Here is a 14362-nt window from a genome sequence, read left to right on the forward strand (position 1 = left end):
CTTTTTTTATACCTATACCTGAAAATTATTTATTTTCTATCCAGGCATTAATTTTCTTTTCCAATAATGCCAATGGCATTACTCCGGATTCTAATACTTTTTCATGGAATTTTTTTATGTCAAATTTTGCACCCATTTTTGTTTCTGCTTTTTTGCGTAGCTCCATGATTTTTAACTGGCCAATTTTATAAGACAAAGCTTGGCCCGGAATCGCCATATAACGCTCTATTTCAGGAATAATGCTCGCTTCACTTTCGGCTTCGTTTGCTAATGAGTATTTGATGGCTTGTTCTCTAGTCCAACCCTTGGAATGTAAGCCGGTATCAACAACTAATCGAACTGCTCGGTGCATTTCATTGCCCAACATTCCAAAATACTGATACGGATCTTGATACAATCCAAGTTCTTTTCCTAAGCTTTCCGTGTACAAAGCCCAACCTTCGCCATTTGCACCAAACCAATTGAACTTTCTGAAGTCAGGAAGACTTTCGTTTTCTTGTTGCAAAGAGATTTGAAAGTGATGTCCCGGAATCGCTTCATGCAAAAACAAATCTTCATCGCCATACATATTATAATTTGCTACATCAGGAATTGGAACATAGAAAATGCCGGGGCGCGTACCATCAGCAGTTCCTTGATTGTACTCAGCACTGGCTGTTTGCTCTCTAAAGGCTTCTGTTCGTCTGATTTCAAATTTTGTTTGCGGTTGTAATGCAAATAATTTGTCTACGTTGGGTTTAATACGAGTATAAATACTTTGAAAATTAGCGATAACCTCTTTTGGTTTTGTAAATGGTTTTAGTTCTTTTTTATTTCGAACCTCTTCAAAGAATTCCAATAAAGTGCCTTTAAAACCCACTTGAGTTTTTACTTTTTCCATTTCGGCTGTTAAACGGGCAACTTCTTTCAATCCCAGTTCGTGAATTTGTTCGGGAGTCATTTCAGTAGTGGTCCATTGTTTTACGTAAGTGGCATATAACTCTTTTCCAAAAGGCAAACTTCCTATTCCGCTGGTTGTTCTGGAAGCAGGAAGATATTCTTTATTCAGAAAATCAGCCATTTTCTGATACTGTGGAATCAGTTTGGTGTTGATTGTCGACGTGTACTTTGCTGTTAAATCTTCTTTTATGCTGTCAGAGAAAGAGGCAGGCATTAGTTTTATTGCTGAGTAAAATAGATTGTCTTCTATATTTGGCGTAGCCATTTCTGCAAATTGTGGAATCAGTTTTACCGTTAACGATTTTGGTAATACAACACCTTTATCAAGTCCTTTTTTCATGTACACCATCGCTGAATCAATCCAAACAGCATATTTATCCATTCTTTTTAGGAAATTGGTATAGTCCTTTTCGGTTTTAAAAGGTTGCGCGCTGGTTCCGCCTGCAAATTGCCCCATAGTCAAATGTGTTCCCCAAAATTGATGAACAGGAAGCAAATTTGTAGGTTGTTTTAATAAGTCTTTACCAATCTCAACTTCCCATTTGATGATTTCATAACTGTTTTTTTCTTCATCGGATAAATCTTCTACAGTTATATTTTGCAGGGCAGATTGGTATTTGTCAAAGAAAGCTGCTTGCGACTTTCTATAGCTGTCCGTCATTTCAAACTGCAACTGATCGTTGTATTGGTTTTGACCACTTTGTGTCGCATCCAATGGGCTCATCGCATTTTTGTCGTCAAAATAATTTTTCGTCAGACTGCTGAAGTCTTGTTTCTTATCTTCGGATTTACAGTTAACCAGCAATAATGACGCGGTTACAGAAAGTAAAAGAGTGGTTATTTTTTTCATAGTTTAGATGTGATTATTGGAAAAGCTAATTTATCCAAAAATAATTGATTATTACCCAAATATATTTCTAATGTAATGCTGTACAGGGACTTTTTATATTTTCATTCCTTATCGGTCAAAAAAAATCCCATTCGGTTTAAAACGAATGGGGTCTTAGGTTTCAATTTTGGGATATCCTTACGATACCAGATTTGAAAAAAAATTATTTTTTATCCGTGATAAACTCTCGAAGCAATTATTTTGTCTTCTTTGATGTCTAATACTTCCGCTACCAGCAAATCTTCTTCACCGGTAACTGTTCTTGTGTATTCCATAAAAACGCGGTCGCCATTGGCGGTAAGCGATTTTACTTTGTAATTCAAGCTTGGCAAACGCTCAAAAGCATCTTTCCACCATTCTCGTAATGCTACTTTACCGGTAACAAAACCGTTACTTTCTGGTTTGTACATTTTTAGTTTTGGACTAAAATGAACGGCATCGTCATCGTATAAAGACAATAATTTTTCTAATTCTTTATTATTGAAAGTTTCAAACCATTTAAAAGCAATTGATTGTAATTTTTCTGGTGTCATACTTATTTAGGATTGAATTTTTATTAAAAAAATCCCATTCCGTATAAACGGAAGGGATTTCATATTTATAATTTCAAAGAAATATTAAACGTTCTTCAAATTGATAATTTCTTGTTCAGTAAGCAATCTCCAGTTTCCTCTTGGCAAATTCTTTTTGGTCAAACCAGCAAAAGAAACTCTGTCAATACGCAATACATCATAACTAAAGTGTTCAAAAATAGAACGAACCACTTTCACGTTAGCCGATCTTAATTGTAGACCAATTTCACTTTTAGCTTCTCCGTCAATGTAACTTACATCTTCCACAAAAACGCGGTGTCCATCAAGAGTCAAACCTTTGTTTATTTTTTCTAAATCCTCAAATTTCAAGTTTTTATCAAGTGAAACTTGGTAAATTTTAGATGATTTTTGACTTGGTAAAGTAAATTTACGAATCATATCCGTGTCATTCGTGAACAATAACAAACCAGTTGTATTCTTGTCCATTCTTCCTACTGCACCAATTTTTGCAGTAGTTGAACCTTTTACCAGTTCCAATACATTACGATATTCCTGACCTTCGTCCATCGCAGTTGTAAAGTTTTTAGGCTTGTTCAGTAAGATGTATACTTTTTTCTCCGGAGTCAAAGTAGCACCGTCAAAATTAACAACATCACCTGGTTTTACCATGTATCCCATTTCGGTAACAGGAATTCCGTTTACTTTTACAGTTCCGGATTGAATATAAATATCCGCATCACGACGCGAGCACGCACCAGAATTAGCGATGTATTTATTCAAACGAATTTCGTCTTTTACTTTCGGTCTCTTTGGTGCTTGATTTGGTTTTTTCTCTACTTTATCAGTAGCGATATCGGCAACTTTAGTATTTACTTTAACTTTTTTCGGCCCTTGAGCGCGCTTCTGCATGGCAGGTTTTGGCTTATTCGAACTTGGTCTAGAGCTAGCTGCTCTTGGACCACTTTTCTTATTATTGCCTTCCTTGTTATTCATAATATTCCAATAATTTGTGCAAAGATACTATTTATATACTTGACAATCAATAACCACCAATTATAAAAACGCTAACTATCTAGTTAATAAGCTAATTAATATGATTTAGTATGGTTTTTTGGAGCTATTTCCCGCTATCGTTTCAAATGGAATTCACTGAACTCCAATAAAAATAAAATATTGTGAAGTAATCTTTTATTTTTTGGCAGCAAAAAATAAAAGGATTTCTCCGATGCTTCGGGACTATCGGGGCTAATCAAATGGAGGTATTTGGGAGTTTTTGAGAAAATTGTTTTTAACCTTTAATAATCGCAAAACAAAAAGAATTTAAACCGTCATCAACAATCGTTTTCCATGCCATAAAACACTCGGATTAATCAAAACAATGCAGAAAACACCAGCAACAATAAGGAATTTTAAGATGTTGTGAAGTAATAAAAACTGTGGTTTCGCATTTGATTTCCATAAGTAAACCAAGAAAAAAATGAGGACAATTAGACAGCAATAAAAATAAATATCCATGTAACCCACATCGTATATATCGATTAATGCGTACACAGGAAGAATAGTCAGAATTGTTAAAACTGTAATGATTTTTTTTGATATTTCTTCACCGTAAACAATAGGAATCGTTTTGTAATCATTAACTAAATCCCCTTTTAGGTTTTCTAAATCCTTGATCATTTCCCGAATCAACAACAGCAAAAATAAAAAAGCAGCATGCGAAAAAATAACACCTAATTGTCTTTTGTAATTTTCAATCTCTTCATATGGAATCCGTGTATAAAAATACAACAGTATGGCAAAAAAAGGTAAAACAGCCAGTAATGCAGCAGTCAGGTTTCCTATTATTGGGTATTTTTTTATTTTATGAGAATAGAACCAGATGAAAAAGATATATCCTGAAAAAAATAAAAACACGCGCCAGGAAACAAACAATGCCATTAAAGCCACAATGAAGTTGATTGTAAAATACACGCTCAATTTTGTTTTTTGACTCACTAATCGGTCTAGCATCGATTTATTAGGACGATTGATTAAATCCTTTTGACTGTCATAAAAGTTGTTGATGATATATCCAGAAGCAATCGTAAGGGAAGAAGCAAAAACCAGAATGAATAAATTGAAATCGAGTAAAATATCAAGCGCTCTTTTTTCTGGAGCCAAAATAAATATAGCCGAAAGGTATTGCGCTAAAATAATGATGGGAATGTTATAGCCTCTAACCACAGAGAACAAACTTGCAATTTTCATTATAAGAAGTTTGTGCTGCCTGCTTAACATTTAGATGTATTTAAGAATGTGCTCCCAATATAAGGATGCTATTTTAGGTTTTCTTTTCCCTCTCCTTTGGAGAGGGTTGAGGATAGGATGTTTAAAACTGATATACTACTTCTAGTTTATAATCTTTTAAAGATGCTTTGGCTTTTTCTAAATCTTCAGTGAAACCTAAGATGTAACCTCCACCGCCAGAACCGCACAGTTTTAAATAATAATCATTACTGTCAATTCCTTGTTGCCAAATTCCGTGAAATTGTTCCGGAATCATTGGTTTAAAGTTATTCAAAACTACTTTTGATAATTTCTTGGTATTCATGAACAATGATTTCATGTCTCCGCCAAGGAAGTTTTCTACACAAGCATCAGTATGTTTTACAAATTGATTTTTCAACATCGCACGGAAACCTTTGTCTTTCAGGTTTTCCATGAAAATATTTACCATCGGAGCCGTTTCGCCCACAATTCCAGAATCTAATAAAAATACCGCGCCTTTTCCATCAAAACTTTGTGTTGGAATTCCGGTAGCTTCAATATTGTCTTTCGAATTAATCAAAATCGGGATACTCAAATAACTATTTAATGGATCTAAACCAGAACTTTTTCCGTGGAAAAAACTCTCCATTTGAGAAAATATATTTTTTAACTGCAATAATTTTTCACGAGTCAAATTCTCCAGAACCGTGATTTTGTTATTTGCATATTTATCATAAATAGCGGCTACAAGTGCGCCACTGCTGCCTACACCATATCCTTGAGGAATACTTGAATCAAAATACATTCCGGTTTCAACATCGTTTTTCAATGCAGTCAGGTCAAAAGTAACTAAGTCAGATTGTTCGTTTTGCAAAGTTTCTAAATAAGTTACAAAACGTCTCAAGTGACCATTTGATTTGATGGCTTCTTCAGATGGATTTTCATCTCTTTTAAGCGCACCATTATAAAAATTGTATGGAATTGAAAGCCCTTTTGAGTCACGAATGATTCCGTATTCTCCAAAGAGTAATATTTTTGAATAAAATAAAGGTCCTTTCATATTGGGTTGGAAATTAACAATTTAAGCTTGATAATTATATGTTGTAACAAATAGTCTTTATAAATCAACTTGGTCTCCTCGATTTGCCTCTAGAATTCCCAGATCAATTTCTTCTTGTTGTTCAGGAGATAAATCTTTCCAAACGTCTTTTTTTTGTGATTTGAAAATGTTTTTGATAACCTCGATTATAGTCGTATCGTCAGTTTCTAACAGCATTTTAATCAATTCTAATTTATCTGATTGAATATCCATAATTTTAGCTCTTTAAAAAATAAAGATAGGTAAAAAACAAATTAAATCAACACAGCACCATTTCCAATTTCGTCACAAATGTACTGACCATTTTGACAATAGCCAACTAATTCGTTCTTAATAAATTGTAAAACTGTTTCGGCAACATTTTCAGGATACAAAACATGCACATTAGCACCGGCATCCAGCGTGAAACAAACCGGAATTTTAGTCTCATTTCTAAATTTCCAAATCGCATTTATAATCTCCAAAGTGTTCGGTTTCATTAACATAAAGTAAGGCATCGAGGTCATCATCATAGCATGCAACGTCAAGGCTTCGCTCTCTACAATTTTGATGAATTCGTCTAGATTTCCACTTTCAAAAATTGAAATTAGTTGGTCTAAATTTTCATGCGCTTGTGCAAATCGCCTTTCGGCAAAAGGATGGTTGTGCATTAAATCATGTCCCACTGTACTTGAAACTTGTTTTTCACCTTTGTCAACCAGTAAAATAGTATCTTGAAAATTCTTAAAATTAGTATGAATCGCATTTGGAAATTCAACTCCAAATAAATCAGAACTTCCAGAGATATTTGCATGATTTCCCCAAACCACTACTTGTCCTTTTACACTTCTACAAGCACTTCCGGAACCCAAACGTGCTAATAACGACGCTTTTTGATAGAAATATTCCTCATTCATTTCAGGGTTTAACACTTTTTCTAAACTCATCAAGTTCATCGCTAAAGCTGCCATTCCAGATGCTGATGAAGCAATTCCGGAACTGTGCGGAAAGGTGTTTTCCGTGTCAATCGTAAAATGATAGTCTTTTAAAAAAGGCAAATAGATTTCGATACGTTCCAAGAATTTTTGAATTTTCGGTTTGAAATCTTCTTTTGGTTGTCCTTCAAAAAGTAAATCAAATGAAAATGTACCATTATTTCCTTTTTTGGCGAAAGCCAATTTGGTAATCGTTTTACAATTATTCAAGGTAAAACTCACCGAAGGATTCGCTGGAATTTGATTGTCCTTTTTTCCCCAATATTTTACGAGGGCAATGTTGCTGGGTGCACTCCATTGAAAATTTCCCTTTTCAACCGAATGCGTATATTTTGATGGAATAAAATCGTTTGCTGAAATCATGAATGTGTAAATTTATGCAAAGATACTTTTTTTGATTTACAAGCAGATTTGTTTATTTGTCGAATTATACTAAACTTTTGATTAAATTTGGTTCACATTAGAAAAATATAAAAATGAACAAAATCACCCGAATATTAGCTGTTGTTGTTACGTGTCTTGCGATTGGATATTTATCTGGAACGGTTACTCGTTCTGCTATTACAACATGGTATCCCACTTTAATCAAGCCAAGTTTTAATCCGCCCAATTGGATATTTGCACCTGTTTGGAGTATGCTTTATGTGATGATGGGTGTTGCTGCAGGATTAGTTTGGGACCGAATAGAAACTGAAAAGGAAGTCGTTAAAAAAGCCTTGGTTTTCTTTGCGATACAATTGGCATTAAATGCTTTATGGTCCTATTTATTTTTTGGTTTACACAACCCAATGTTAGCGGGATTAGAAATTATCATACTGTGGTTGATGATTTTTGAAACGTACGTTCAGTTTTCTAAAATCAATAAAATTGCGGGCTATTTATTCCTTCCGTATTTGGCTTGGGTAAGTTTTGCTGCCGTTTTAAATGGAAGTATTTGGTTGTTGAATCGATAGTGTTCTGTTTATAGTTTTTTAAATTCAATATTTTTCGAAAGCAAAAAATCCATTACAGTCAATACATTGTTGCTTTCGGCAACTGTTTTTGATTTAGGATCAGCATCGCAAAATTCTAGGAACAGCTCTATTTGGTCAGGATTTATTTTTAAAGTTTGAAGATAAAACTTTTCATCACAGCTACTTTTTGCCAATGATTTGAATTGAATTTCTGGTACGGGTTTTTTAACTGGCTCTTTTTCTTTTGCAAATAGTCCTAAAATCATTCTGCCAATTCGCATAAAATCCATTCCGTTTTCAATAGTTCCGGTATAAATTCCAGGGTTTTTTAGAGTTCTTGCGGCTTTCTCTAAAGCTAATTTATCAAGCTTTCCTTGTTCATACGCTTTATCAGTGCTTAATTTAATGGAAGGCATTTTTGTAACCATAACCTCTTTTAATTCTTCTGGTTTTAGGCTTAAAAAAACAGTAAAAATAGCTTTGTCAAGAGCTCCTTTTTCTAATAAAACACTTTTTAGTTCGTATTTCTTTGAAACAAATACAAGTAAATCTTTTGCTTTGACTACAATAGAAAAATCACCATTAGCGTCTGAAACTGTCATTTTTTTTGAGTTTGCATTTATGATTTCTACATCAGGAACAGTACTATTTTCAAAAAAGACTTTTCCTTTTAGTGTTTTTTCGGTTTGTGAGAAACTTACTTGGCAAGTAAAAAAGAGTAGGGCACTGAGTAGTTTTAGGGTCATAGATTTCTAATAAGCTAAAGGTAAAGTTATTAGATTTGTCTTAACGAAAACTTATAAAATCGGTAAAATCTTGTTAATTAAATTTGCGAAGAATTTAGTTATAGATTATTTGCTAGAATAAACCCGCTTGTCCATGCATTCTGAAAGTTAAAACCGCCTGTAATAGCATCAATGTTGACGATTTCACCAGCAAAATATAGGTTTTCATGCAGTTTGCTTTCCATGGTTTTGAAGTTGATTTCTTTTAAATCGATTCCACCGGCAGTTACAAATTCTTCTTTAAAGGTGCTTTTTCCGTTGACTTGAAAAGTTCCATTGGTCAACTGATTCGCTAGATTTTGCAATTGTATTTTAGACAAATCAGCCCATTTTGTTTCCACCTCAATTCCTGAAGCGAGTACTAAACTTTCCCATAGTCTATTGGTGATTTCGAATGGTGATTTCTTAGAAACCGATTTTTTTGCGTGTTCCTGTTTTAATTCTTTTAATTTTTTCTCGACATCTGCAGTGTCTTCATCATTCAACCAATTTACGAAAATGGTAAACTGATAATTTTTGTCATGTAAGATTCGAGCGCCCCAAGCGGAGAGTTTCAAAATTGCGGGTCCGCTCATTCCCCAATGGGTAATTAACAACGGTCCCGTTGAAGTAAGTTTGGTGTCCTTAACCTTTACGGTAACTTGTGCCGCAACTCCGGGTAATTCTTTTATTCTGGAATCTTTGATGTTGAAAGTGAATAGGGAAGGAACCGGGCTGATAACTGCGTGACCAAAAATCTGTAGTATTTCCCATACTTTAGGATTGCTCCCTGTGGCTAAAATTAGCTTTTCGGCAAGATAATTTTCAGTTTGGGTTTCAATTTTCCATTCATCTTCTTTTTTAAAAATAGATTGCACACTTTGTCCCGTAAAAACAGCAATTCCTAGTTTTTGTGTCGCTTTCAGGAAACAATCAATGATCGTTTGAGACGAATTCGAAACGGGAAACATGCGTCCATCCGTTTCAATTTTGAGTTCTACGCCATGTTTCTCGAACCATTCAATCGTATCGCCAGAACAAAACTGATGAAATGGACCTCGCAATTCTTTTTCGCCACGTGGATAAAATTTCACTAATTCATTCGGTTCAAAACAAGCGTGCGTGACGTTGCATCTTCCACCGCCGGAAATTCTAACTTTTTGCAATACTTCAGCACCGCGTTCTAAAATTGCGACTTTCAGTTTTGGGTTTTTCTCCACAATATTAATCGCTGTAAAAAATCCTGCTGCGCCTCCGCCTACTATTATTATATCGAAATTCTGGTTCATATTCTATTTGGGAAATCAGTGATGATTCCGTTTACGTTGAATGTTTTTATTTTTTGAATGTCTTCTACTTCATTGATGGTCCAAGGAAAAACCTGCAATCCTTTTTCTTGTATTTGCGCCGTATTTTCTTTTGTCAATAAATGAAAATGAGGGTGAATGGATTTTGCCTGTATGAATTTGGCGAAAGCTAAAGCCAAGTCTAAATCGGTTTCAGTTAAAACTCCTATGGGAATTTTATCATTTAAAAATGCCACTTGCTGCAGTGCATTCCAATCAAAACTGGAAACTAAAAATCGGTCATATTTCCAGCCTTTTTTAGCGACATACTTTTCAATCAGTGAAACTACTTTATCTGTTGCCTCATAACTTTTGAGTTCAATATTGATAAAACAATCTTGGTTTACCAAATCAAAAACCTCCTTCAGCGTTGGAATTTCGTATTTCCCATCTATTCGAAAAGCATTCAATTCGCGCAAAGATAATGCATTTACAAAACCTTTTCCATTGGTCGTTCGGTCAATGGTTTCGTCGTGAATAACGATTATTTCGCCATCAGCACTCAAATGCACGTCGAGTTCAATGCCGTCCACTTGCATGTCTAATGCTTTTTGGAACGATACAAAGGTGTTCTCTGGTTCATAACCTTTTGCGCCACGATGTCCAATTTTGAGCATTGTCTTTTATTTTTTGGTAAAGGTAAACATAAAAAAAACGCCTTCATTTCTAAAGACGTTTGGATTAAATTATTTTAAAAATTAATCTTGTGGGTATAATTCAATTTGATTAATCTTTTAACCACATAGAAACATAGATTTTGAAATTTAAAAGGCGTTTTACTTTTTTAGAGAAAACCATAGCTATGTGAACCCAAGACCCGAGCGATAGCGAACAGGCGAAGCAATTGGGCTATACCACTCTTTTTTCTATGTTTCTATGTGTTTCAATTTTTTATTTAATATTGATTGATGTTTTATTAATTTAATTCGACTGATTAAAATTATTTTTTAATTCCAATAAAACAATATCGAATTCAGTATTGATTGTCACTTTTCCATTTACAACACGTACTTCTTTGCCGGAATACGCATCTTTTAATAAGGTGCCGTTTGCGAAAATTGAATCTACAGCAAGTTCTTTGGTGCCAATTGCTAAATTCAATCCAACTACAACATTATCCGAATAATCTCCTTTAGAAAAAGTTCTGGAAAAAGTATAGGGTTGGGCCGAAATTTGCTTGTGAATTCCTGCTCCAACTGATGGATGATTTTTTCTGAATTGCCCTAATTTTTGCCAATGCAAAAGTGTTTTTTGGGTTTCAGGATTTGATTTGATAGCTTCCCAATTCATAAATGAACGCAATGTAGCATCGCCCTGAGTGCTTTCAATTACTAACGAACGAGCACTTTCATCACCATAATATACTTGAGAAAGTCCTGGACTCAGTAATAATTTTGTTCCGCTTTCTATAGTTTTGGTGCGATTTCCATCAAATGGTCCGCCGTCATCATGAGAAGATAAATAGTTCAAAACACTATATCCTTTCAAGTCATTGTTGAGCTTGTTTGAATATTTGGAGAATATAAATTCATAGTCTTTTTGCGCGTCCCATTTGAATTCGAAATTGATCATGTTGTTGAAACGATTTTTAAAATAGTTTATTTTTTTGTCTCCAAAATCAAAATCTTGTCCGCCACTGATGCCATAATTATAGACTTCAGCAATGGTGTAAAAAGGATTATTGTCCAAAACTTTTGTCGGGTTGTTTTTCTTCCAAGTTTTAAAAGCGTAATCACATTGGGTGTTAAAATCTGCCCAAACGGTTTCATCAGTATGTTTTACGGTGTCGCCTCTGTAACCGTCAATTCCGTAATCTGCAATATAATCCGTCAACCATTTTATGATGTAATATTTTGGCGCTCTTGGATAACCGGTACGTGCAAAAAACGCATCTAGTTCTTTCATTTCTTGTTCGTAGCGTCCTTCTTTTTTCCATTTTTCGATTAAAAAAGGAGGCAATGCCACAGCTTGATTACTCTCTGTTTTTATATCAGGAAGATTGGATACCAGCGTGCAGGCAGTTGTGTTCTCAAAAGATTTATAATCGCAATTAGGTCCCGTTCTCACCCAGTCATTTGGCCAAACTGTATCTTCAGCAGTTACGGGGCCAGTATGATTGATTACGCCATCTAGAATAATACGGATCCCGTGTGCGTGTGCTTTTTGAACTAATTTAGCCAAGTCTTCTTTTGTTCCAAAGTTAGGATCTAAGTTAGTCCAGTCTTTGGCCCAATAACCATGAAATCCATAACTCAAACCGGTTCCTTCGTCAACACCATCGTGAATTTGTTCCACTATTGGTGTAAACCAAATGGCATTAATTCCTAATTTATCAAAATAACCTTCGTCAATTTTTTGAGAAATTCCTTTTATATCTCCACCTTCAAAACCACGAAGTTTTCCCGTTGTTTTGGTTCTGTTGAAGTTTATATCATTTGAAGTGTCACCATTGTTAAAACGATCTGTCATCAGGAAATAAACATTCGCCCCTTCCCAAACGAAAGGCGTTTTGATACTCTCAGCAATCGTTTTTGTGCTAGAACAACTGCTTAAAATTGTCATGGTTAATAGTAAAAGTGGGATTGAATATTTTTTCATTTTTTTTAGTATTAAATGATTTGTTTCTTAGCTTTTTGATGTGGTTTGTGTTACTTCAATTCTAAAATCAAAACCGATTTAGGTTCTATAATTATTTCGTTTGTAACGTCAAATGTAAGTTCAGAAATTACATCTTTTCCTGTTTTAAAGTTCTTTATGTTTTCTTTAAAACGATGCGTGTTTACAGTTTTGGTTTCGTTGCTGTTGTTTATTAAAACCATTACCGTTTCATTTGTGTTGTATCTAAAATAAACGTAAACATTGTTCTCCGGAATATAGTGTGTCATTTTTCCAAAGTGTACTGCCGCTTTTGTTTTCCTCCAATTGAATAATTTTGAAGTAAAATCAAAATATTCAGTTTGTCCCGGGGTTCTTCCTTCTTTGGCAAAAGCATTATTCTCATCACCTTCCCAACCGCCTGGAAAATCTTGACGAATATCAGCATCGCCTTTGTCTTTGTTACCGGCCATTCCTATTTCGCTTCCATAATACAATTGTGGAATTCCTCGAACGGTTGCCATCAAAGTCATTGCCATTTTGTATTTTCTGATGTCGTTTGCGTACGTTTGATTGAACCGATTGGTATCGTGATTTTCGACAAAAATCAACATGTTATTGATGTTTGGATACAGAAAATCATTAGTAAAATTGTCATACATTTTGACCATTCCTTTGTCCCACGCACCTTCATCTTCATTGAAAGCTTTGGTGGTTGCTTCATACAATGTAAAATCCATTACACTTGGCAAATACGAGTTGTAATTTTGAATTTGAGCAATTTTACTATCTTTTTGCCAATATGCCATTTGTGCTTGACTTTGCATCCAAACTTCCCCTACAATATTAAAATTTGGGTATTCATCTGTAATGGATTTGGTCCATTTTGCGATTCCTTTTGGGTCGGAATAATTATAAGTGTCAACTCTGAAACCATCCAAATCAGCGTATTCAATCCACCAAATTGCGTTTTGAATCAAGTATTTTAAAGTCAAAGGATTCTTTAAATTTAAATCGGGCATCGAAGGAACAAACCAACCGTCTATCGCAATTTTTTTATCAATTTCAGATGCATTCGTGTCATGAATAACCGTTCTTTTATGATTGGATTGGGTGAACGTGTCGAATTGATTGATCCATTCTTTTGTAGGTAAATCTTTGATCATCCAATGTTCAATTCCCCAGTGATTCGTCACATAATCCATCACCAGTTTCATGTCTCTTTTATGCATTTCAGAAGCCAATCTAGCATAGTCAGCATTCGTTCCATAGCGAGGATCTATTTTATACACATCAGATTGTCCGTAGGTATGATACGAAAATTTGGCGTCGTTATCCTCACAAAGCGGCGTGCTCCAGATGGTTGTTGCGCCTAAGGATTCAATGTAATTCAAGTTTCTTATAATTCCTTCAATATCGCCACCGTGTCTTCCTCCGGGTAATGCTCGATTGTATTTTTCTTGGGTCGAATTTTCGCTGTCGTTATTCCTGTTTCCATTGGCGAAGCGATCTGGCATCAATAAATACATCATATCCGATGAATCAAAGCTTTTGCGTTGCGCAGAATTTTCTCTTCTTTTCTTAAGAGAATATTTATGTGTAAGCGTTTCTTTGTTGGTATTTTTAAAAGTAAAAACGAAATCAGATACAGCTACTTTTTTGGTGTCAATGGTAACAAAAATGTAATTGGAATTCTCCGTTCTTTTTACGTTGGTTATCTTTATACCATTAGAAACCGTGACTTGGTATTGAGAAATGTCTTTACCATAAAAAAGAATTTGCAGTTCTGGATTTTGCATTCCTGCATACCAAAAAGGCGGTTCAACTTTGTCGATTTGAGCGTTTAAAGTTAAAGACATAAAAAAAAGGAATAAGGTTATTTTTTTTAGAAAGCTCCTATTTATGAACGGAAACGAACCTATTTTATTCATTGTTAAATATATTTTATTGGCATTAGATTTTTCACTCACTTAAAATAAAGTCTTTTTTACTTTAAAATAGTTAGTCGATTTTATAAAAATTG

Annotated in this window: 13 protein-coding genes; 1 reads left to right on the top strand and 12 read right to left on the bottom strand. The window is 34.5% G+C overall.

Annotated elements, in window-relative coordinates; translation table 11 throughout:
* Positions 1-25: 25 nt before the first annotated feature.
* From ACNQF8_RS05845 to ACNQF8_RS05875, 7 genes are all read right to left on the bottom strand, one after another.
* Entirely contained in the window at positions 26-1789 is a 1764-nt protein-coding gene (locus tag ACNQF8_RS05845) for a DUF885 domain-containing protein (RefSeq protein ID WP_417953043.1), read from the bottom strand.
* Between the two features lie 209 nt (positions 1790-1998).
* The gene (locus ACNQF8_RS05850; RefSeq protein ID WP_315208526.1) at positions 1999-2361 is read right to left on the bottom strand and encodes a nuclear transport factor 2 family protein; all 363 of its coding nucleotides are present in this window, start codon (positions 2359-2361) and stop codon (positions 1999-2001) included.
* Positions 2362-2445: 84 nt separating this feature from the next.
* Positions 2446-3354, bottom strand: a complete 909-nt coding sequence (locus ACNQF8_RS05855) for a pseudouridine synthase (RefSeq protein ID WP_282713203.1) — start codon at positions 3352-3354, stop codon at positions 2446-2448.
* Between the two features lie 327 nt (positions 3355-3681).
* The gene (locus ACNQF8_RS05860; RefSeq protein WP_417953044.1) at positions 3682-4638 is read right to left on the bottom strand and encodes a geranylgeranylglycerol-phosphate geranylgeranyltransferase; all 957 of its coding nucleotides are present in this window, start codon (positions 4636-4638) and stop codon (positions 3682-3684) included.
* A gap of 91 nt (positions 4639-4729) precedes the next feature.
* Positions 4730-5668 (bottom strand): mevalonate kinase family protein, encoded by a 939-nt coding sequence (locus ACNQF8_RS05865; protein ID WP_417953045.1) that lies wholly within the window; start codon positions 5666-5668, stop codon positions 4730-4732.
* A gap of 57 nt (positions 5669-5725) precedes the next feature.
* Positions 5726-5920 (bottom strand): hypothetical protein, encoded by a 195-nt coding sequence (locus tag ACNQF8_RS05870; protein WP_417953046.1) that lies wholly within the window; start codon positions 5918-5920, stop codon positions 5726-5728.
* Between the two features lie 41 nt (positions 5921-5961).
* Positions 5962-7044: a diphosphomevalonate decarboxylase gene (locus ACNQF8_RS05875; protein ID WP_417953047.1), complete on the bottom strand. Its 1083-nt coding sequence runs from the start codon at positions 7042-7044 to the stop codon at positions 5962-5964.
* Positions 7045-7157: 113 nt separating this feature from the next.
* On the opposite strand from ACNQF8_RS05875, the gene ACNQF8_RS05880 reads away from it, so the two are divergent.
* The gene (locus ACNQF8_RS05880) at positions 7158-7634 is read left to right on the top strand and encodes a TspO/MBR family protein (protein ID WP_417953048.1); all 477 of its coding nucleotides are present in this window, start codon (positions 7158-7160) and stop codon (positions 7632-7634) included.
* A gap of 8 nt (positions 7635-7642) precedes the next feature.
* On the opposite strand, the gene ACNQF8_RS05885 is transcribed toward ACNQF8_RS05880, so the two are convergent.
* The 5 genes from ACNQF8_RS05885 to ACNQF8_RS05905 all read right to left on the bottom strand — a co-directional run bounded on the left by ACNQF8_RS05885 (position 7643) and on the right by ACNQF8_RS05905 (position 14198).
* Positions 7643-8380, bottom strand: a complete 738-nt coding sequence (locus tag ACNQF8_RS05885) for a hypothetical protein (protein ID WP_417953049.1) — start codon at positions 8378-8380, stop codon at positions 7643-7645.
* A gap of 98 nt (positions 8381-8478) precedes the next feature.
* Positions 8479-9687: a BaiN/RdsA family NAD(P)/FAD-dependent oxidoreductase gene (locus ACNQF8_RS05890; RefSeq protein WP_417953050.1), complete on the bottom strand. Its 1209-nt coding sequence runs from the start codon at positions 9685-9687 to the stop codon at positions 8479-8481.
* On the bottom strand, positions 9684-10361 hold the full coding sequence (locus ACNQF8_RS05895) for a glycerophosphodiester phosphodiesterase (protein WP_417951158.1): 678 nt from the start codon (positions 10359-10361) through the stop codon (positions 9684-9686). The genes ACNQF8_RS05890 and ACNQF8_RS05895 overlap by 4 nt, the downstream gene beginning before the upstream one ends.
* Before the next feature lie 304 nt (positions 10362-10665).
* The gene (locus tag ACNQF8_RS05900; RefSeq protein WP_417953051.1) at positions 10666-12342 is read right to left on the bottom strand and encodes an alpha-amylase family glycosyl hydrolase; all 1677 of its coding nucleotides are present in this window, start codon (positions 12340-12342) and stop codon (positions 10666-10668) included.
* A 50-nt stretch (positions 12343-12392) separates the two neighbouring features.
* A complete protein-coding gene (locus ACNQF8_RS05905; protein WP_417953052.1) occupies positions 12393-14198 on the bottom strand; it encodes a glycoside hydrolase family 13 protein in 1806 nt (601 codons plus the stop codon).
* Between the last annotated feature and the right edge of the window lie 164 nt (positions 14199-14362).

The organism is Flavobacterium labens, from assembly GCF_048286755.1.
In the GTDB taxonomy this organism is placed as follows: Bacteria; Bacteroidota; Bacteroidia; order Flavobacteriales; family Flavobacteriaceae; genus Flavobacterium.

Excerpts from the sequence above, each read along its gene's own strand:
- ACNQF8_RS05845 (WP_417953043.1), bottom strand. The coding sequence starts at position 1,789 with ATGAAAAAAATAACCACTCTTTTACTTTCTGTAACCGCGTCATTATTG.
- ACNQF8_RS05850 (WP_315208526.1), bottom strand. The coding sequence starts at position 2,361 with ATGACACCAGAAAAATTACAATCAATTGCTTTTAAATGGTTTGAAACT.
- ACNQF8_RS05855 (WP_282713203.1), bottom strand. The coding sequence starts at position 3,354 with ATGAATAACAAGGAAGGCAATAATAAGAAAAGTGGTCCAAGAGCAGCT.
- ACNQF8_RS05860 (WP_417953044.1), bottom strand. The coding sequence starts at position 4,638 with ATGTTAAGCAGGCAGCACAAACTTCTTATAATGAAAATTGCAAGTTTG.
- ACNQF8_RS05865 (WP_417953045.1), bottom strand. The coding sequence starts at position 5,668 with ATGAAAGGACCTTTATTTTATTCAAAAATATTACTCTTTGGAGAATAC.
- ACNQF8_RS05870 (WP_417953046.1), bottom strand. The coding sequence starts at position 5,920 with ATGGATATTCAATCAGATAAATTAGAATTGATTAAAATGCTGTTAGAA.
- ACNQF8_RS05875 (WP_417953047.1), bottom strand. The coding sequence starts at position 7,044 with ATGATTTCAGCAAACGATTTTATTCCATCAAAATATACGCATTCGGTT.
- ACNQF8_RS05880 (WP_417953048.1), top strand. The coding sequence starts at position 7,158 with ATGAACAAAATCACCCGAATATTAGCTGTTGTTGTTACGTGTCTTGCG.
- ACNQF8_RS05885 (WP_417953049.1), bottom strand. The coding sequence starts at position 8,380 with ATGACCCTAAAACTACTCAGTGCCCTACTCTTTTTTACTTGCCAAGTA.
- ACNQF8_RS05890 (WP_417953050.1), bottom strand. The coding sequence starts at position 9,687 with ATGAACCAGAATTTCGATATAATAATAGTAGGCGGAGGCGCAGCAGGA.
- ACNQF8_RS05895 (WP_417951158.1), bottom strand. The coding sequence starts at position 10,361 with ATGCTCAAAATTGGACATCGTGGCGCAAAAGGTTATGAACCAGAGAAC.
- ACNQF8_RS05900 (WP_417953051.1), bottom strand. The coding sequence starts at position 12,342 with ATGAAAAAATATTCAATCCCACTTTTACTATTAACCATGACAATTTTA.
- ACNQF8_RS05905 (WP_417953052.1), bottom strand. The coding sequence starts at position 14,198 with ATGTCTTTAACTTTAAACGCTCAAATCGACAAAGTTGAACCGCCTTTT.